General features: G+C 70.2%; 18 protein-coding genes and 1 pseudogene. 7 read left to right on the top strand and 12 right to left on the bottom strand.

Features of this window, described 5'->3' with window-relative positions:
* Nucleotides 1-246 precede the first annotated feature (246 nt).
* Nucleotides 247-843, top strand: a complete 597-nt coding sequence (locus B072_RS0106790) for a hypothetical protein (protein ID WP_018529185.1) — start codon at nucleotides 247-249, stop codon at nucleotides 841-843.
* Nucleotides 844-1,311: 468 nt separating this feature from the next.
* On the opposite strand, the gene B072_RS42635 is transcribed toward B072_RS0106790, so the two are convergent.
* On the bottom strand, nucleotides 1,312-2,367 hold the full coding sequence (locus tag B072_RS42635; RefSeq protein ID WP_018529184.1) for a hypothetical protein: 1,056 nt from the start codon (nucleotides 2,365-2,367) through the stop codon (nucleotides 1,312-1,314).
* A 93-nt stretch (nucleotides 2,368-2,460) separates the two neighbouring features.
* On the opposite strand from B072_RS42635, the gene B072_RS0106780 reads away from it, so the two are divergent.
* A complete protein-coding gene (locus B072_RS0106780; RefSeq protein WP_026245522.1) occupies nucleotides 2,461-3,291 on the top strand; it encodes a membrane protein in 831 nt (276 codons plus the stop codon).
* 42 nt (nucleotides 3,292-3,333) lie between these two features.
* Here B072_RS0106780 and B072_RS0106775 read toward each other — a convergent pair whose 3' ends face one another.
* Genes B072_RS0106775 through B072_RS0106755 form a run of 5 tightly spaced genes read right to left on the bottom strand, consistent with a single transcriptional unit; the run spans nucleotide 3,334 to nucleotide 7,309 of the window.
* Nucleotides 3,334-4,692, bottom strand: a complete 1,359-nt coding sequence (locus tag B072_RS0106775) for a sensor histidine kinase (RefSeq protein WP_018529182.1) — start codon at nucleotides 4,690-4,692, stop codon at nucleotides 3,334-3,336.
* Nucleotides 4,689-5,351 (bottom strand): response regulator transcription factor, encoded by a 663-nt coding sequence (locus tag B072_RS0106770; protein ID WP_018529181.1) that lies wholly within the window; start codon nucleotides 5,349-5,351, stop codon nucleotides 4,689-4,691. Before B072_RS0106770 ends, B072_RS0106775 begins: the two co-directional genes overlap by 4 nt.
* The gene (locus tag B072_RS0106765) at nucleotides 5,326-6,036 is read right to left on the bottom strand and encodes a phosphatase PAP2 family protein (protein ID WP_018529180.1); all 711 of its coding nucleotides are present in this window, start codon (nucleotides 6,034-6,036) and stop codon (nucleotides 5,326-5,328) included. Before B072_RS0106765 ends, B072_RS0106770 begins: the two co-directional genes overlap by 26 nt.
* Nucleotides 6,033-6,638, bottom strand: a complete 606-nt coding sequence (locus tag B072_RS0106760) for a phosphatase PAP2 family protein (protein WP_018529179.1) — start codon at nucleotides 6,636-6,638, stop codon at nucleotides 6,033-6,035. The genes B072_RS0106765 and B072_RS0106760 overlap by 4 nt, the downstream gene beginning before the upstream one ends.
* Nucleotides 6,635-7,309 (bottom strand): DedA family protein, encoded by a 675-nt coding sequence (locus tag B072_RS0106755; protein WP_018529178.1) that lies wholly within the window; start codon nucleotides 7,307-7,309, stop codon nucleotides 6,635-6,637. Before B072_RS0106755 ends, B072_RS0106760 begins: the two co-directional genes overlap by 4 nt.
* 123 nt (nucleotides 7,310-7,432) lie before the next feature.
* On the opposite strand from B072_RS0106755, the gene B072_RS0106750 reads away from it, so the two are divergent.
* Entirely contained in the window at nucleotides 7,433-7,810 is a 378-nt protein-coding gene (locus B072_RS0106750; protein WP_018529177.1) for a BlaI/MecI/CopY family transcriptional regulator, read from the top strand.
* Nucleotides 7,807-8,751 (top strand): M56 family metallopeptidase, encoded by a 945-nt coding sequence (locus B072_RS0106745; protein WP_018529176.1) that lies wholly within the window; start codon nucleotides 7,807-7,809, stop codon nucleotides 8,749-8,751. Before B072_RS0106750 ends, B072_RS0106745 begins: the two co-directional genes overlap by 4 nt.
* A 429-nt stretch (nucleotides 8,752-9,180) precedes the next feature.
* On the opposite strand, the gene B072_RS0106735 is transcribed toward B072_RS0106745, so the two are convergent.
* On the bottom strand, nucleotides 9,181-9,819 hold the full coding sequence (locus tag B072_RS0106735; protein WP_026245520.1) for a TetR/AcrR family transcriptional regulator: 639 nt from the start codon (nucleotides 9,817-9,819) through the stop codon (nucleotides 9,181-9,183).
* A gap of 113 nt (nucleotides 9,820-9,932) precedes the next feature.
* Between B072_RS0106735 and B072_RS0106730 the strand changes: the two genes are divergently transcribed.
* Entirely contained in the window at nucleotides 9,933-10,667 is a 735-nt protein-coding gene (locus B072_RS0106730; protein ID WP_018529173.1) for an MBL fold metallo-hydrolase, read from the top strand.
* 140 nt (nucleotides 10,668-10,807) lie between these two features.
* Here the strand turns inward: B072_RS0106730 and B072_RS49935 are convergent.
* The 5 genes and pseudogenes from B072_RS49935 to B072_RS0106710 form a co-directional block, all read right to left on the bottom strand.
* Nucleotides 10,808-10,894, bottom strand: a pseudogene (locus B072_RS49935) (IS5/IS1182 family transposase); the annotation flags it as partial.
* Between the two features lie 48 nt (nucleotides 10,895-10,942).
* Nucleotides 10,943-11,230: a hypothetical protein gene (locus tag B072_RS0106725; protein WP_158689167.1), complete on the bottom strand. Its 288-nt coding sequence runs from the start codon at nucleotides 11,228-11,230 to the stop codon at nucleotides 10,943-10,945.
* A gap of 76 nt (nucleotides 11,231-11,306) precedes the next feature.
* Nucleotides 11,307-11,741: an STAS domain-containing protein gene (locus B072_RS42630; protein WP_018529171.1), complete on the bottom strand. Its 435-nt coding sequence runs from the start codon at nucleotides 11,739-11,741 to the stop codon at nucleotides 11,307-11,309.
* Entirely contained in the window at nucleotides 11,738-12,835 is a 1,098-nt protein-coding gene (locus tag B072_RS0106715) for a cobalamin B12-binding domain-containing protein (protein ID WP_043243348.1), read from the bottom strand. Before B072_RS0106715 ends, B072_RS42630 begins: the two co-directional genes overlap by 4 nt.
* Nucleotides 12,832-14,508, bottom strand: a complete 1,677-nt coding sequence (locus B072_RS0106710) for a PP2C family protein-serine/threonine phosphatase (RefSeq protein ID WP_078506313.1) — start codon at nucleotides 14,506-14,508, stop codon at nucleotides 12,832-12,834. Before B072_RS0106710 ends, B072_RS0106715 begins: the two co-directional genes overlap by 4 nt.
* Nucleotides 14,509-15,035: 527 nt before the next feature.
* Between B072_RS0106710 and B072_RS0106705 the strand changes: the two genes are divergently transcribed.
* Together B072_RS0106705 and B072_RS49020 are read left to right on the top strand one after the other, a co-directional pair.
* Nucleotides 15,036-15,389, top strand: a complete 354-nt coding sequence (locus B072_RS0106705) for a hypothetical protein (RefSeq protein ID WP_158689166.1) — start codon at nucleotides 15,036-15,038, stop codon at nucleotides 15,387-15,389.
* Between the two features lie 693 nt (nucleotides 15,390-16,082).
* Nucleotides 16,083-16,214, top strand: a complete 132-nt coding sequence (locus B072_RS49020; protein ID WP_234018802.1) for a DUF6000 family protein — start codon at nucleotides 16,083-16,085, stop codon at nucleotides 16,212-16,214.
* Nucleotides 16,215-16,342 lie beyond the last annotated feature (128 nt).

The following is a 16,342-nucleotide window of genomic DNA, read 5'->3' as shown; positions in this document are numbered from 1 at the left end:
TGGGACTTCCTTACGGAAGCGTCCTCGTGGGCCCCAATCATGCAGTAGCACGTCCACGTGTAATTGAGTTGGAGTCCGGAACTACTTGCTGCGTACCAGCTCACCCCAACATCAAATAGGGAAAGCCCAGTTCAGCCATCTAAAAAAACTGTCCGGCTCCGTTTGCGTCATCGCAGCTCAAAGGCCATGGACTCCGTAAAGATCGCATCATCCCCTGCCGGACGTGACACCCTGTCCGGTCACGGCGTGAGCATCGCCCAAGGGATCAACGACGACGGCGTGGTCGTCGGCCAGTCGGGCCCCCGCGGCCTCGTCGGCCTCGCCGTGCGCTGGGACCCGGACGGCAGCATCACTGCACTCGACCTGCCTGCGGGCGCCGAGAACGCCTCTGCGTTCGCCGTCAACCGTGCCGGTGACGTCGTCGGCCTGGCCACGGCGTCGGAGCAGGTGTCCGGCGACCTCAAGGCCGAGGGCGAGTGGGCTGTGCGCTGGAATCCAGACGGCTCCGTCGAACGACTGCCCGTGCCCGGCGGGGCGGTCGCCGTCTCCTGGGACATCAACGAATTCGGCGAGGTGGCCGGGGACGTCCGCCATCGCGACGGCGCCGAGCGGGCCGTACGCTGGTCGCCTGAAGGCACCCGCACCGAACTGCGCCCGCTCCCGGGCGACGTCGCCAGCCACGCCCAGTCCATCAACAACCGGGGCTACGTCGCCGGGGACTCGGCCGGCTCCGCGGGCCGGATCCGGGCAGTGCTGTGGCACCCCGACGGCTCCATCACCGCCCTCGGCCGGCGCCCGAATCACAACACCGACATCCCGTCGAGTCCGCCGCTGCGATGCTGAACGCCCGACAAGGCCGACGCCTGTGCGCGTACGTGACCGGTCTGCATCGAGTCGCCGGAGAACGGCTCAGTCTCAAGTTCCGCCGATTGCAGCTCAGGTTACCGACGGAATGCGCGCAACAGTCTTGTGCGTGAGTCAGGCCGCCCCCTCCGACAACTTTGCTGTGTCCGCGTATGCGCCCTACGACCTGTCCCCTCACCAGCGGACGACCTTATGGCCTGATTCCCGCGAATCCGTCGTACTCGCTGATGCCCCCTCCGATGGCCCAGGGCGCGTACCGCACTGGCTGGGCACTCGGAAGACGACGGCTGTCGAAACCCTGTTCAGGGGCCCGAACCGGATACGTACCACCGATCACCGACGAGGCGCTGACCGGCAGGGGTGCCAGGTTGGAAAAGGTTCGATGTGTTCGGGTTGAGGTTGTGTTGGCCGGGTCCTTGCGGGCAGGAGGCAGCTTGCATGCTCGGGCTAGGGCGTGGCGGCGCAGGCCGCGGGCGGAACCTGCAGGCGCACCACTCGGTTCGCGGCCGTCTTCTGCAGCAGTCCGTACGCCAGGACCGGCAGGAGCAGATGCGGCTTGTCGGGCAGCACAGTGGTCAACAGGACGGCGCTCGCGCTGCTGTTGTTCATCCCGCAGGCAAGCGTGAGGGAGGAAGCCACGGGAGCGTCCAGGCGCAGGGCTCGGGCGGTGAGGCGTCCGAGCAGGAACGAGAGGGCGCACACCAGGGCGGCCACCGTGAGGGCCGCGGCGAACAGCAGCGGGCGCGGGTGGGCCAGGAACGAGCCCAGGGCGCCGCTGGCGTTGACGTAGGTCAGCAGCAGCGAACCCAGCAGCGCGGCGGGTACGACGCCGGTTACGAACTGCTCCGCGCGCCGCTTCGGCAGCAGCAGTCGGCACACCAGTCCGGTGGCGCACGGCAGCACGACGGTGGTGAATGCGAATCCGCTGTGCAGGCTCTGTCCGGCAGTGGCCAGCGTGGTGGCGTAGCCGCCGCCGAGCAGCGGGGCCAGGACTGTCACGGTCAGCGGGATGGTGAGCGGGCTGAGCAGGGTGGACGCCAGGACCAGGCCCACCATGGTCGGCTGGTCGCCCTGCCCCTTGCCGGTCCACACGGTGGCGCCGGCTGCGACCGGCATCGCGACGATCAGGATCATCGCGGTGACCAGGCCACTGCCGCCGTCGGAGTCCGGGGAATGTCGCAGCAGGAGCACTACGGGCGGGATGATCAGTAGCGGTGCTGCGAGGTGCAGGGCGGTGCCGGCCAGCAGGATGGCGGGGCGGCGCAGTATGCGTGTCAACGATCGTGCCTGGACCTGGAGTCCGGCGGAGAAGAGCACCAGGGCCAGCAGCCAGGCGGTGGTGTGCACGGACAGCGCGTGCCCCGGCGCGGTCGGCAGGGTGTGCGGGTGTCGCAGCCATATCCCGGGGCCAGGCAGGAGGAGCGCGGCGAGGTAGGCGGCACACACGGCCCACCCGAGGCGCGTGCGCAGCAGGTGGGTGGCCCGCTCGGCAGGGGAGTTCATGAGCGTCATCCTGCGCGTGGCCGGTGCGGTGCGCAGGCCGGGCCGCGCGGCAGTCAGGATGCGTTCAGGTTCCGCCTGGCAGCCTCGGCGCCCATGACATCCGAACTCTCCGAGAGCTCATCCGTCCCTCACGCGGCTGCAGTGCCTGGCCGCCGTGTGCGCTGGAACAAGGTGCCCGAGGTCACCGCCTACTTCTGGATCATCAAGGTGCTGTGTACCACGGTCGGCGAGACCGCCGCCGACCTCCTCAACGAGAAACTGGGGCTCGGTTTGAGCGGCGTCTCGCTGCTCATGAGCGTGCTGCTCGCGCTCGTGCTCGTCGTCCAGTTCCGCGCCAGCGCCTACCGTGCGGGTGTCTACTGGTCGGCGGTCGCTCTGATCAGCATTGTCGGCACGCTGGTCAGCGACAACCTCACCGACAACCTCGGGGTGCCGCTGGAGACCAGCACTGCGGTGTTCGCCCTGTGCCTGGCCGTGGTCTTCGTTCTCTGGTACCGCAGTGAGCGGACCCTGTCCATCCACAGCGTCGACACGGTGCGCCGCGAGGGCTTCTACTGGCTCGCGGTGCTGTTCACGTTCGCGCTCGGCACCGCCGCCGGTGACCTGGTCGCCGAGCGGTTGGCGGTGGGTTACTGGCTCTCCGCGGTGCTGTTCGCCCTGGCCATCGCCGCCGTCGCCGTCGTGCACTTCGCGCTCGGCCTGAACGCGGTGTGGAGCTTTTGGATCGCCTACGTGCTGACTCGCCCGCTGGGTGCCTCGATGGGCGACTACCTCTCCCAGTCGGCGGGGGACGGAGGGCTGGGCCTGGGAACGGTGGTGACCAGTGTCCTGTTCCTGGCGGTGATCCTTGCCCTCGTCGTCTTCCTCGCGTTCACCCACAAGGATGTCACCGAGCCGGAGCGGCGTTCACCCCGGGCCGCGTGACCCCTGATTCCCGTGCGCGTAGGGCCGGTTCGAACAGGCGGGTCATGCGGGCGGCAGTCGCACGGTGAACCGGGCTCCGGGTGTGTGCTGTTCGTCGTAGTGCACGTCGCCGCCCACGGAGCGGGCTAGGCGCCGCGCGAGCGGCAGGCCGAGGCCCGCTCCGTCGTGTCCGTCGGTGGGTTCGGCGCGGCGGCCGGGCACGAAGAGGTCCCCGGTGAAGGCGGGAGGGACGCCTGGGCCGTCGTCGGTGACGTCGATGTGCACGCCGTCCGTGTCATGTCGGGCGTGCATTGCTACCTGGGAGCGGGCGTGGCGCAGGGAGTTGGCCAGCAGGGGACTGACGATGCGTTCGAGCAGGGCGGCGCCGACACCGGCTTGGACGTGTGGGTCCTGGCTGGTCGCGGTGAGTGTCACGTGATCCGGGAGGTTCAGCTGCTGGACGGTCCGGCGCAGTGTGGGCAGCATCAGAGCGGTGCCGGGGGCTGTGGGCAGGCCCTCGCGGGCGTCCCGCAGCAGGGTGTCGCAGATCGTGTGCATGGACGCGGCCGCTTGGGAGATCACCAGGTGGGTGGCCCGGGTGTCGTCCGTTGTGCGGGGGCGGGGCTGCCACCAGTCCAGTTCGGCGATGATCCGGCTGAGGGGGGTGCGCAGTTCGTGGGAGAGCTCCGCGGTGAGCTGCCGCTCGTGGCGCAGCAGCGCGCGGATGCGGTCGAGCAGTGCGTCCAACGACGTACCCAGACAGGCGAGTTCGGCCGGCAGGTGGGCCTCGCCGAAGCGCTGCCCGGTGGTGACGGCGCCCCACTGGGTGGCCTGGTCGGTCATGGCGCCCACGGGGCGCAGCGCCCGGCCAACAGCGAGGCGGGTCAGGGCGTAGGTGCAGGCGAGCATCACGGCGTCCAGGGCGAGTGAGCCGTACAGCAGGGTGTTGGCCGAACTCTGATACGGCGTCAGATCGATGGCCGTGACGATGCCCGCGCCGCCCGCGCGGCCCGGTAGGCGCAGTGTGCACAGGCGCACCGGGCGCGGTCCGCCGGTGGTGGCACAGCCCTGTCCACCCGCGGTGGCCAGGGTGCGGGCGGCGCGGCCGACGCGGTTGACCGCGGTGGCGTTCGGGGGCTGCTCGATGAGGCGAGTACCCGCGTAGATCCATACGTTGCTGTCGAGGAGGTCGTCGTGGGCGCCTTCGTGGATCCGTACGACGGGCCCGCTCGTGTCGATGGTGGTGGCCACGGCGGCGGCTCGGGTGCGCAGGTCGTTGTCGGCCTGGTGCTCAAGGTGCTGTCGCGCCACCGCGTTGAACACGACGGTGAGCACCGTGATCAGGAGGGTGGCGCTGGTGACTGCCACCAGGGACAGGCGCCCGCGCAAGGTACGGGGTACGAGCCGCGGCAGCGCTGTCATGACAGGCGGTGGCCGATCCCGCGGGCCGTCCCGACGGTGCGCACGCTGCCCGCCTGGCGCAGCTTGCGGCGCAGCCGGGTCAGGTACTGGTCGAGGGTGTTGTCGCTGACCTGGGCGCCGTCCGGCCAGGCGGCCCGGATCAGGTCGCGGCGTGTCACCACGTCCCCCGACGCGGCCATCAGCGCGGCCAGAAGGCGGAACTCGGTTGGGGTCAGGGCGAGTTCGCTGCCCGCGACGGTGCACCGGTGCCGCACGGCGTCCAGCGTCGGATCGCCGGCGGTTGCGGCCTGTGCCGGGGTGGTGCGGCGCAGCGTCGCCCGCAGTCGGGCGATGAGTTCGGCGAGGTGGAACGGCTTGGGCAGATAGTCGTCGCCGCCCGCCGAGAACCCGGACAGCCGGTCGGGCAAACGGTGGTGGGCGGTCAGGAAGAGGACGGGGAAGGCGAGTCCGTTCGCCCGCATCGCCTGGCATACGTCGCGGCCGTCCGCGTCGGGCAGCCCGACATCGAGCACGGCGGCGGCGATGTCCGTGGAGGCCAGGCGCAGCGCGGTGGCCCCGTCCGGGGCGGGCAGCGGTTCGAACTCCTCCTCCCGCAGACCGCGCAGCAACACATCGCGCAGCGCGTGATCGTCCTCAACAACCAGGATCTTGTGCCGCATGGCCCTCCACCGGTTCGGCTGCCGTGCGCGTCGTGCGGGGGATGAACTGCTCGGGCAGCCACCAAGATGCGGCGCACAGGCACAGCCCGCTCCAGCCGATCGCGAACAGCCAGCCGCCGAGCACATCGGTCGACCAGTGCACCGCCAGCTCGGTCCGTGTCAGCCCGACCGCGAGCCCCCACAGCGCGACCGCGCCCGTCAGCGGCGCGTGGCCCCGCGGCGCGCGGACGCGTAGCGCGACGCTGACCGCGATCGCGGCCAGGGCGGCCGTGGTGGTGTGACCGGAGGGGAAGGACCACCCGGAGGCGTGCGTCGCCCAGTCGGCGTGCGGCGGGCGTGGCCGCTGGATGAGCAGCATCAGGCCGTAGCGCAGGGCCTGTCCCGTGGCGAGGCAGAACACGCCGAGCGCGACGGCGGCCAGCCGCTGCCGCACCGAGCGCCCGGCCCAAAGGCCCGCCAGGATGACCAGGACGTAGGGGATGACGCCGGTCCCGGTCGCGGTCACCCCGCGCGCGAGTGCCACCAGATGGTCGGGGCGGTGGTGCAGGGACCAGGCCAGTACCTGGTCGTCCTGGGCCAGCGGGGCGCCGTCGTGGCCGATCACGAGCATGGTCAGCAGGCCGAAGGCGGCCCAGGCGCCGAGCCCGACACTGCCCGCCAGATCCGCGGCGTCCCGCCGGTTCATGGCGCCGCCAGCAGGAGCGGGCGCAGCCGGGAGGCGGCAAGGCGCCGCGCCAGCAGCGGACGGCGCCGCAGGAGGAGCATGCCCGCCCGGGCGACCGCGGCGCCGACGGCGGCGCCCGCCGCGACGTCGTGCGGGTAGTGCGCCCCCACCCATACCCGGGACGCGGCCATGACCAGCGCCGCGACGCCGGCGAGGGTGCCGAGGCGCCGGGAGACGCACCACAGTGCCACCGCGGCGGCTGTGGCGATGGCCGTGTGATTGCTCGGGAAGGACCAGTCACCTGGTGCCGGGCACGCCTCCAGGGTCGCCAGACGCAGGCTCTGGCAGGGCCGCGCCTCGCGCACCGCCGACTTCACCAGCAGGTCCACGGCACAGGCCACGAGCACGAGGACCGGCACGGCCAGCGCCGTCAGCGCGGTCTCGGTGCCCGCCCGGCGTGCCCGCCACCACCCCCAGACCATGAGAACGGCGAACAGTCCGAGCCCGTACGCCGACCAGAGCGTGGCCGCCGTGTCCAGCCAGCCCGGCGCACGCCCGGCGAGATGCACCACATCGATGTACACGGAGCCGTCTACCGACGCCCCGCCAAAGGCGGCGATCATCCCTGAACCCCCCTCACGGCGGCGGCTTTCGCGGCCCGGCGCGCGTGGTACAGCTCCGCGGCGAGAGGCAGCAGTGATACCAGCACGATCAGTGCGACCAGCGGCAGCAGATAGTGGTCCACGTTCGGCACGGACGAGCCGAGGGCGTACCCGGCCAGCGTCAGCCCCAGCGACCAGCCGAGGCCGCCGACCATCTGCCACAGGGTGAACGTGCGCAGCGGTACGCCCAGCGCGCCGGCCATGGGATTGAGGACGGTGCGCACCACCGGTACGAACCGGGCCAGGACCACCGCCTTGCCGTACCCGTAGCGCTGCAGGAGTTCTTCGGCGCGTCGTGCCCCCTCGTGCAGTCGTCGCGAGCGGCTGCGGGCCAGCAGTGCTCCGCCGCCTCTGCGGCCGAGCAGATAGCCGGTCTGTGCGCCGATCAGCGCGCCCGCGGCAGCCGCCGCCAGGAGGGGGCCGAGCGGAAGGTGCAGTCCGCCGTTGCTGCCGGTGGCGAGCAGTCCGGCCGTGAACAGCAGGGAGTCGCCGGGCAGGAAGAACCCGATCAGCAGGCCGGTCTCCGCGAACAGTACCGCCGCCACACCCAGCACGCCGAAGGCGGACAGCAGAGACCGGGCGTCCAGCACATTGACAGCGAGCTGCGACGATAGGTGGTTGGCTGTGGTCATCGCCGTGAGCCCTCGCATTCTGGTCATGATCGGCCGAAGGCCGCGCAGCAGCGTCCGGCGGCCGACTACAATCCTGTAGACGGTCTACTGGACTGTAGACGATGGCGAGGTGGGGAAAGTTCCATGGCGGGCACCGAGAACAACGACGAACGCCGCCCGGCGGGTGAACTCGAGGCCGCCGTCATGGCCGCCCTGTGGGCCGCCGACGGCCCGCTCACCCCGGGCCAGGTGCAGAGCGACCTCGCGCGCGGGCTCGCACGGACCACGGTGACGACGATCCTCACGCGGCTGCACGAGAAAGACGTCGTGGGACGCGAGCGCCAGGGGCGCGGCTTCGCGTACTTCCCGGTGCAGGACGCACCGGGGCTGACCGCACGACGCATGCACACCGAACTCGACCGCGACGACGACCGCGCATCGGTGCTTGCCCGCTTCGTCGCCCAGCTCACGCCGCACGACGAGCAGCTGCTGCGCCAACTCCTCGAAGGCGAGGACTCGTGACCCCGCTCGTTCTGCTTCTGGTACCGCTCGGGCTCCCGTTCGCGACCCGGCCGCTGGCCCGGCACGCTGTGCAGCGCCTGGCCCCGGCCCCGGCGCTGTACGTCCTCACCACGAGCGCCCTCGTCCTGGCCGGCACCTCGGTCATCGCGCTCGGCACCCTCGTGCTGACCGGACTGCTCACCCTGCCCGGCCTGGCCGCACTCGCCGAACTCATCCACCCCCTGCCCACGCCCTCGGGACTACTCGTCCTGCCGGTGTCCGCCGCGGCCCTGGGCGCGCTCGCCCTCAGCGCCTGGACACTGACCCGCTGGGCCCTGCGCCAACTGCACGCCTTCCGTGCAGCGACCCGCGAAGCCGACCACCGCCCCACCACCGGCGACCTCTGCGTCGTCGAATCCCCCCACCCCGACGCCTACGCCCTGCCCGGCCGCCCCCACCGGATCGTCGTCACCACCGCGATGCTGCGCAGCCTGGACGCCGCCGAACGCGACGCCCTCCTCGCCCACGAACGCGCCCACAACCAGGGCCGCCACCACTACCTCCTCGCCGCGGCCGAACTCGCCGCCCACTGCCACCCCGCCCTGCGCACCACCCGCACCGCGATCCGCCTCGCCGTCGAACGCGCCGCCGACGAATCCGCCGCACGCGCCACCGGCGACCGGCGCCTGACCGCCCGGGCCATCGCCCGCGCCGCCCTCGCCGGACACGCGGCACCCGCCGCGGCCTTCCCCCGCCCGGACTTCGCCTCCGCAGCCACCACCGGCCCCGTCCCGCAACGGGTCGCCGCCCTGCTCGACCCCGTCCCCCGCCCGCAACGCGCCACGCGGCCGATCGCCATCCTGCTCGCCTGCTGCGCGGTCCTCTCCGTCACCGCTGGCACAGTCGGCTCGCTCACCTTCCACCATCAGGTCGAGGTCGCGCAGGGCGAAGCGTCGCGCTGAGAGGTCGTTTCATCCTGTTGTTTCATCCCTGAACGCTCCTTTGGTGTGCTGATGTCGCATCGCGCCAGGAGAGAGTGTTCTCACCGGTGAGGCGGCGGGCCATGAGGTCGGCCATGGCGAGGCGGCTCATGGCTTCGGAGCGCGGCGGGAGGATTTCGTGGTCGCGGGTCGGGCGGCGGTGGAGCATCAGCCAGCTGGTTCTGTTCACGAGAACCGACAGCACTTGTTCATGAGATTGAGCAGCAGTCGATTGCGCATGAGAATCGAACACGCCCTTGGATGACGGCTGCGGCTCGACATCCGTCGGGTCCGGCCTCACCGCAAGGTGCCACCGGGTTGGCCTCGGAGTCGTTCAGCGAAGGTCACCGAAGCTGTGGGGGGCGTACGGCCCAGTGGGCCGCGGTCGACCGGGCGGTGATGAATCCGCGCTCAGGTCGCGCCCGGAAGGGCCGAGACGAGCATGCCCGTCAGCCAGTCCTCGTAGGTATCGGTGTCCCAGCCACGGCCGGTGAGCTGGGTGTACAGGTGGGGGCCGGTCAAGGCCCACCAGGAGTCCGCCAGGCGAGCCGTGTCGGTGTCCAGGGGCAGGACGCCCGTCTCGGCGAGGTGGGCGACGAAGGCGCTCACGCCGGTCATCCGCTCCTCTTCGCTGAGGGCGAGGACCTGGCCGACCTCGGGGCCGGCCTGGGCGAGAAGGGCGGACAGGGCGGCGAGGCGTTCGTGGACGCCGCGGACGAACGCGGCGTACAGGCGGAGCTTGGCGTGGGCGTCGCGGGTGGCCAGGACGGCCTGGAGCTGAGGCCGCTCGGCCATGGCCAGGGGCTCGTCGTCCCCGGCCAGGGTGATGTCCCACAGCGCCTTGACCAGCCCCGGCTTGCCGCCGAATGCCTTGTAGAGGGTCTCGGGGGAGACGCCGGCACGCTCGGCCACCGCACGGACGGTAGTGGCCTGATAGCCGTCACGGAACAGCAGCTCCCGGCCGGCCGCAAGGATCGCGGCGCGGTTGCGGCGCGCGGCCTCCTGCCGGCGCCCCGAGTCGTACGGCCTGCGCGGAGTCCCGCTGGGCATCTCGTTCTCCCTCTCATCCATTACAGTCGACTGTATCTAAATATGCCCGCCCCGCTTCCCGGAGGAACGCATGCCCCGCTCCACCCGCTCAGACCGGCGCGTCGCCCCCCGGCGTGGACCGCCTCGGTGACGACGTCGTCAACTTCTACCTGGTCGAGGAGACGGGCGGCCTGGTCCTCGTCGACGCCGGACTGCCGGCCCACCTGAAGCAGCTGCGCGCGCACCTGGCCGGTTCCGGCCGCTCCCTGCGCGACATCCGAACCGTGCTCCTGACCCACGGACATCCCGACCACACCGGACTGGCCCACACCCTCCAGCAGGCCGGCGCCGACGTCTGGGTCCACGAGGGCGACGCCGCGATCCTGCGCGACGGCCCGCGCAGTGCCCTGCGCCACGCCAAGCCGGAACGCTCCATGCTGCCCTACCTCCTGCACCGGCCCGCCGCGATCACCACCCCGCTGCACCTTGCCCGTGCGGGTGCCTTCACCGCCCCCGCCACCCCTGGGGTGCGCGTCTTCGGCACCGACCAGCAGCTCGACGAGGTCCCCGGCGCACCGCAGGCCGTCCTGCTGCCCGGCCACACCCCGGCCAGCACCGGCTACCTCTTCCCCGACCGCGGACTGCTCTTCACCGGCGACGCCCTGGTCACCCACGACGGCCTGACCGGACACACCGGCCCCACTCTGGTCTGCCGAGGCTTCACCCACGACAGCCACACCGCCCTGACCTCCCTCGACCGAATCGACGAACTCACCGACGCAACCCTGCTCCTGCCCGGCCACGGCCAACCCGTCACCGGCGACCCCCGCACCGCCACACGCCAGGCCCGACAGGCCGGCTCGCACTGAACATGCCCCAAGCCGCCGACCAACGCCCGCCCGATCCCAGCTGCCGATGCCTGCATCAGGCAGCAGTGCCGCCCAGCGCCGAGCCATCGAACATCGAGCCCGACAGGCGCCTCCCAAACTCATGAACAACGGCTGTCGGTTCTCGTGAACAGAGCCAGCCAGCCGTAGGTGCGCGCGGCAGCCCAGCGTTTCGGGACCGGCGTGAAACCCCGGCTTCCAGGGGCGCGCAGGACACGGCCGGCGCTCGAAGCACCAGACCGCAAGCACGGGGTTCATCAGTTCCCAGCGGACATCGGACCCTCGTCGCCGCAGTCATCGATTCCGCTGCAGAGCGCGGCGAAGCCGACCAAGATCGCCCAACCGACCACGAGCACGAAGGCGTAGGGGACCGTTACCAGCACCATGGCCCACCACGGCGGACCGTCGTCCGCGCGCCATAGGGCGATGCAGCTGGCCATGGTGGGGTACACGGGGACGGGGAGGAACAGGAAGACGACGAACCCGATTGTGCGGGCGATGGCTACGCCTATGCCGCCTGTTCGCACGCTTCGAATGGGCCTCATGTCGCTGAGTAAGCACGCCCGAATTACGCCCGGTTGAGCTCCGTACGCCCGTGACGGGCGTGCGAAGCCTCCAGTGTCAGTGCTCGGTTTCAGATACCGTGCGGGCGGCGGCCGTCGTGTGGAGCTGCTCGCTCGTGTGCCCAGCCTCGTTCCCTTCGTCGCCGCCTCGGGCCGCAGCTGTGTACTCATTGCCGCGGGTGAGGTAGTCCAGCGTGCCGGTGATCTCCAGCATCCGGTTCAGACGCCGAGGGCGTCTTTCCAGTACGAGCACAGCTCCTGCCGTGTCTGTGCGACGGCGCAGGCTGAGAAGCGCGGACAGTCCCGCGGAGTCCACCCCGGTCAGATTCGTGCAGTCCACGGTGACTGTCTTGGCGCACCGGTTCACGGCCAGCGCCCCTTCGACGTACCGCGTGAACTGCCCGCTGCTGTCGTAGTCGAGCTGCCCGCTGATGTGGAAAGTGAGCACCCCGTCCTGACAGCTGGAGGTGATCAGCAGAAGGTCGGGGGTCATGCGTGCCGTCCAGCGGTCAGGGCACCTCGAGCCGTGGTGAGGATGCCGGTCGAGCGGGGGAAGTCGTTCAGCTGGCGATGCAGGGACCCGAGGGCGGGCAGCAGGCTGTACGCGGGAACGCCGCGAGCGGTGAGAACGTCGGCGGTCCAGACGATGAACCGGGTGAAGAGGGCCGGATCGTCGACGTAGAGCGCGGTGGCCAGGTGGTTGACGATGTGGTCGATGTCCTCGGCGGTCCGCTCGCGCTGGTACTCGCTGTACTCGCGCATCGCGGGAAAGCCCTCTTCGACGTCCGCGAGGGTCTGTTTCACCAGCTGGCGCCGGGTCCGGCGCACCATCGTGTACTCCTGGTCGCCCAGGTGCGGCAGGTCCGCATCCACCAGCCGCGCCGCCCGCGCGGCGGGACCCTCAAGTCCCCGCGTCAGTACAGCGTCCGCGTCAACGGCATCCGCAGCCCAGTGGGCCTGCATGAGCCGGGCGTAACAACCGTCAGGTCCGAAGGCGGCGCCGCCGGCCAGGACGGGGATGCCCGCGGTCTGGCAGGAGCTGATCGCGGTGTGCGCGACCGGCAGATACGTGGGGATCGAGGACGAGAGCAGCACGGCGTCGGAGAAACGCCGGTGCAGGTACATGACCAGATGCTCGGCTGGCACCTGCGCGCCGAGGTAGTCCACGTGCCAGCCGCGCAGCCGCAGGACCTCCGCGACCAGACGGGCCGGCAGCGCATGCCACTCGCCGTCCACACAGGCCACGGTCACCCGGCCCCTTTCCGGCTCCAGGCCGGCGGGGCAGGCGTCGGCGACGGCAGAGATGCAGCGTTCGTCGATCGCGGTGGCGGCGTGCTCCTGCGCGATGCTGACGGTGTTCGCCGCCCACTCCACCCCGACCCGCTCCTGGGCCGGGGCGACGAGTTCCAACAGAACACGCTCCGCGGCCTTCTGCGGTGACGATCCTGCCGCGTGAGCTTCCACCGCGCAGCGCACGAGAGCAACGGCGTGGGTCTCATCGACGTCGCTCACCGCCTGCCACAACTGACCACGCAGCTCGCTGAACGAGGGCATGCCGGTGCCTTCGGTCGCACTGGGCGATGTCATGCCGTGAACCTGCCTCGGGTGTGCCCGTCGACCGCCGTCAGGTGCGCGGAGCGTGGTGCGGTAATCGCCAGCAGGGCCATATCGTCCTTGGGACCCCTGCCCACCCACTCGGTGGCCACCATCTGCACACGTTCGGTAAGTGCCTGCGCGGGGAGGCCCGCGCATCCGGCGAGCACGTCCTGCAGCCGTTGCTCGCCGAACATGCGGTCGCCCAGCGGGCCGCCGTGGGCCTCGGTGATGCCGTCGGAGTACAGCAGGCACGTGTCGCCCGGCTCCAGCTCAACAGTCGCAGTCGAGGCCCTGACGTCGGGCAGCGCGCCGATCAAGGTGCCGCTGGTGTCGGCCTTCTCCACCCGGCCGTCCGTGCGGACGATCAACGGCGCGGGATGTCCGGCACTGGTCAGCCGCAGCCGCACCTGGCTGCCCACCCGGGAGGCGGAAGCGAGGGCCATGGTGGCGAACCGCGTGTGGTGCGAAGACATCAACGCACTGTTGAGCAGGGTCAGGACCCGCTCGTGGTCGGCGGCGAACGGCAACAGCGCCGCGAGGGTGTTACGGATCTTCCCGGTCAGTACGGCGGCCTCAAGTCCCTTGCCGGACACATCGCCCAGCACGGCGAAGATCTCACCGTCCTCCCTGTCGCAGGGATGCACGTCGTAGAAGTCGCCACCGATGCGGTCCGTACTGGTGGACGCCTTGTAGCGGCCGGAGAAGTCGATGCCGCCTACCCGCTCCAACTGCGGCGGCAGCAGGTCCCGCATCAGCACCTCAGTGATGTGCGACTGCTCGGCGTATATCCTGGCCGCCGACAACGCGGCACCGGCACGGGCCGCGAACAGCCGGGCGAAGGTCTCCTCCGCCGGCGTGAACGCGGCCTCCTCGCTGCGCCGCAGCAGCACGATCGCACCCGCGGGCAGCCCGTGACCCGGCAACGGAACCACCACGACCGACCCGATACGCGAGGGCCCGTCCCCGAATTCTTCGGGGATCGCCCAACTGGGCACCAGCCGCGGGTCGATCCAGCGCGACGGCACTGGGGGAAAGCCCGCGAGCGCCTCCGCCAGACCGGGCAACTGCTGGGCGTCCACAGCGATCTGCCTCTGCCGCACGGGGCCGCCCGTGGTCGCCCAGGTCACCGGAAGGATACGCCCGCTGCCGACCCCCACGATCACGGCGGCATCAGCCAGGTACTGCGCCGCCATCTGCGCGGTCACCTCCATACACCGCTCGATGTTCAACGAGGACAACAACTCACTGGAAATGCCCTGCAGCAAACGGACCCGAGCCCGCTCACCGTCCAACTCGGCCTGCACAAAGCACAGATCACCGTCATCGACCAGCCACCACCGCACCGACCCGCCACCGACGAGACCAGGGAAAGCCCGCACACTGCGCTCGCCGAGCGGGCCACGCGCGGCCTTCAGCAGATCGCCCTCTTCAGGCGTGGCCGAGAGGCAGGCGATCATGGCCATGTGCGCGTCGGTGAGCCAACCGGGAGCCGAGTCCGCCAGCGGCACGCCGGGCCGCAGCCCGACCAGCAGAGTGGTCGCACTGTCACTGCAGGACACGACGAGACCCGCCGCGTCCACAGTCACCTGAGGGTACGCGTCATGCGCGGGCGAGCGGGCCACTCCTACGCCACGGGAGCTCAAAGGCTCCGGGGAGGAAACCATCACGTGAGGCCACCAAAGCGGCCTCCACCACCTTCCACTCGACTACTGAGAACCAGCGGGCCCAACGGCCTGCCCGGGGCGCCTGCATCACCCACTGGCCGATGCTAATCACGCTGACTGCATGTTCTGCAACCAGCCGAAAATCTCTACCCACCCCATTCCCGAGAACACTTAACAGTGTGTGGGGAACTTGTGACCATTCCATGTGAAGGGCGGCTGCGAACCGCTCGGTTTCAGGCAGGAAGCACGAAATGGCGGGGTTGTGGGAGAGTGAGGTCACACACGACTGCGCACCCTGTGGCCGAGCCCCCGCATACAGAGGTACCGCACCGGAACGCCGTGTACAGCAACGCGACGCGGCGGCCCCGGTTTTCGCCATCGACGCTCGGCCCCAACGTTGCCGGACGCCCCTGGGCCTTCGTCCCCCACCAGGAATGTCCCGCACCAGGAGCCGACGTGAACACAGGCCGCGCCTTGCGAACACCGCCCCGTTCCCGCCGGCGCCCTCCGGGCCGCTTGGCGCCCCAGTGACCAACCCGTGGCACACCCTCGAAGTGATCGCGACCAGGATCGGTGACCCCCCGGTCCCCCTCATTCATCTCACCGGCATGTGTTCCCGCTGGCACGACCCCGACGACCGGATGGACCAGGCACTCAAAGCCCTGCCCGCAAAAGGCGGTCTCATCATCGATGTCGGCGCACTCACCTACTCCGACATGGACTTCCTACGCCTGCTCTTCGACGCGAAAGCCGACCACACCCTGATCCTGGTCGGCCCCCTCAGCCCCACCCTGCGCCACCACATGCACACGACCGGGACCAGCGAACTTTTCGACGTCCAAACCACACTCCGCGCGGCACTCGCCCGCCTTGGCCGATAACCGCCCGGACACAGTGCGACAGCAACCCTCAAGGCGCGATGACATCACGCCGAAAACGTCCCGGGTGCACGGCATAGAGACAGGCCATGACGGTACGCAAGCACATCCCGAACAACCACACCACACGCAGCGGACCACCGCCATCACGGACCTCGCCGAAAGCCCGGTCGCGATGCAGCCGACCGATCCAATACCCCAGCCACCACAGCAGCCTCCTGACGGCCTCGCAAAACACAGGTGGATGAGCACACACAGCAAAACAACAGGTCTCGAACCACTCAACGACTGAGTGGTCACGAGCAGGGACCAGAGTGCCCTCCACAGCAAGGACGCCACCCTGGGGCCAGCCGCTCGTACGCCACCGCAGCATGAGGCAGGAACACCAGTAAGCGGCCACCAAAAGGGCCGGCCCGATGGCCCTCGGCGAGTCAGGATCCTGTGGTGCGCCATGCCTACGAGGACGCCGAACTGCTGGACTTGCTCCGCCGCTACGCGCCGCCCGGCCGCCGCTATCTGAAACTCGGCGGCAGTTTGTTGCGCCTGGACGAACCCGAGTAAGACCGATTCGCGCGACATCTCGCCGAGGACGCCGAGCTCATCGCGGCGCATGAACTCGTCACTCTTCTCGAGGACGAACGCCTCGGCGAGCTCCCGCCGGCCAGCGAGGTCTGCTGCACAGGCTTGGCGTACTGGGTGACCCTGGCCTCCTTCGGCACGCCGGACGATGCCGATCATTTGACCGCCCACCTTGATCACTACCTGCACCACCCCGACCTCGGCTACGACCAACTCCCAGCCATGGGCGCCCTCTGTACATCGACCTGAACCTCGGCGAGAACAGGGCCGCGCGCTTCCTGGCACGGCATGTACTGCGTGAAGTGCCACAGACCACGAATACCTCGCCCACCACGACAACGACGTCGTCGAGTTCCTGCGCCGTGCCGGGCTGGAGG

Origin of the sequence: Streptomyces sp. HmicA12 (genome assembly GCF_000373565.1) — a bacterium.
Taxonomy (GTDB): domain Bacteria; phylum Actinomycetota; class Actinomycetes; order Streptomycetales; family Streptomycetaceae; genus Streptomyces.
This window is presented reverse-complemented; position numbering and strand designations above follow the sequence as displayed.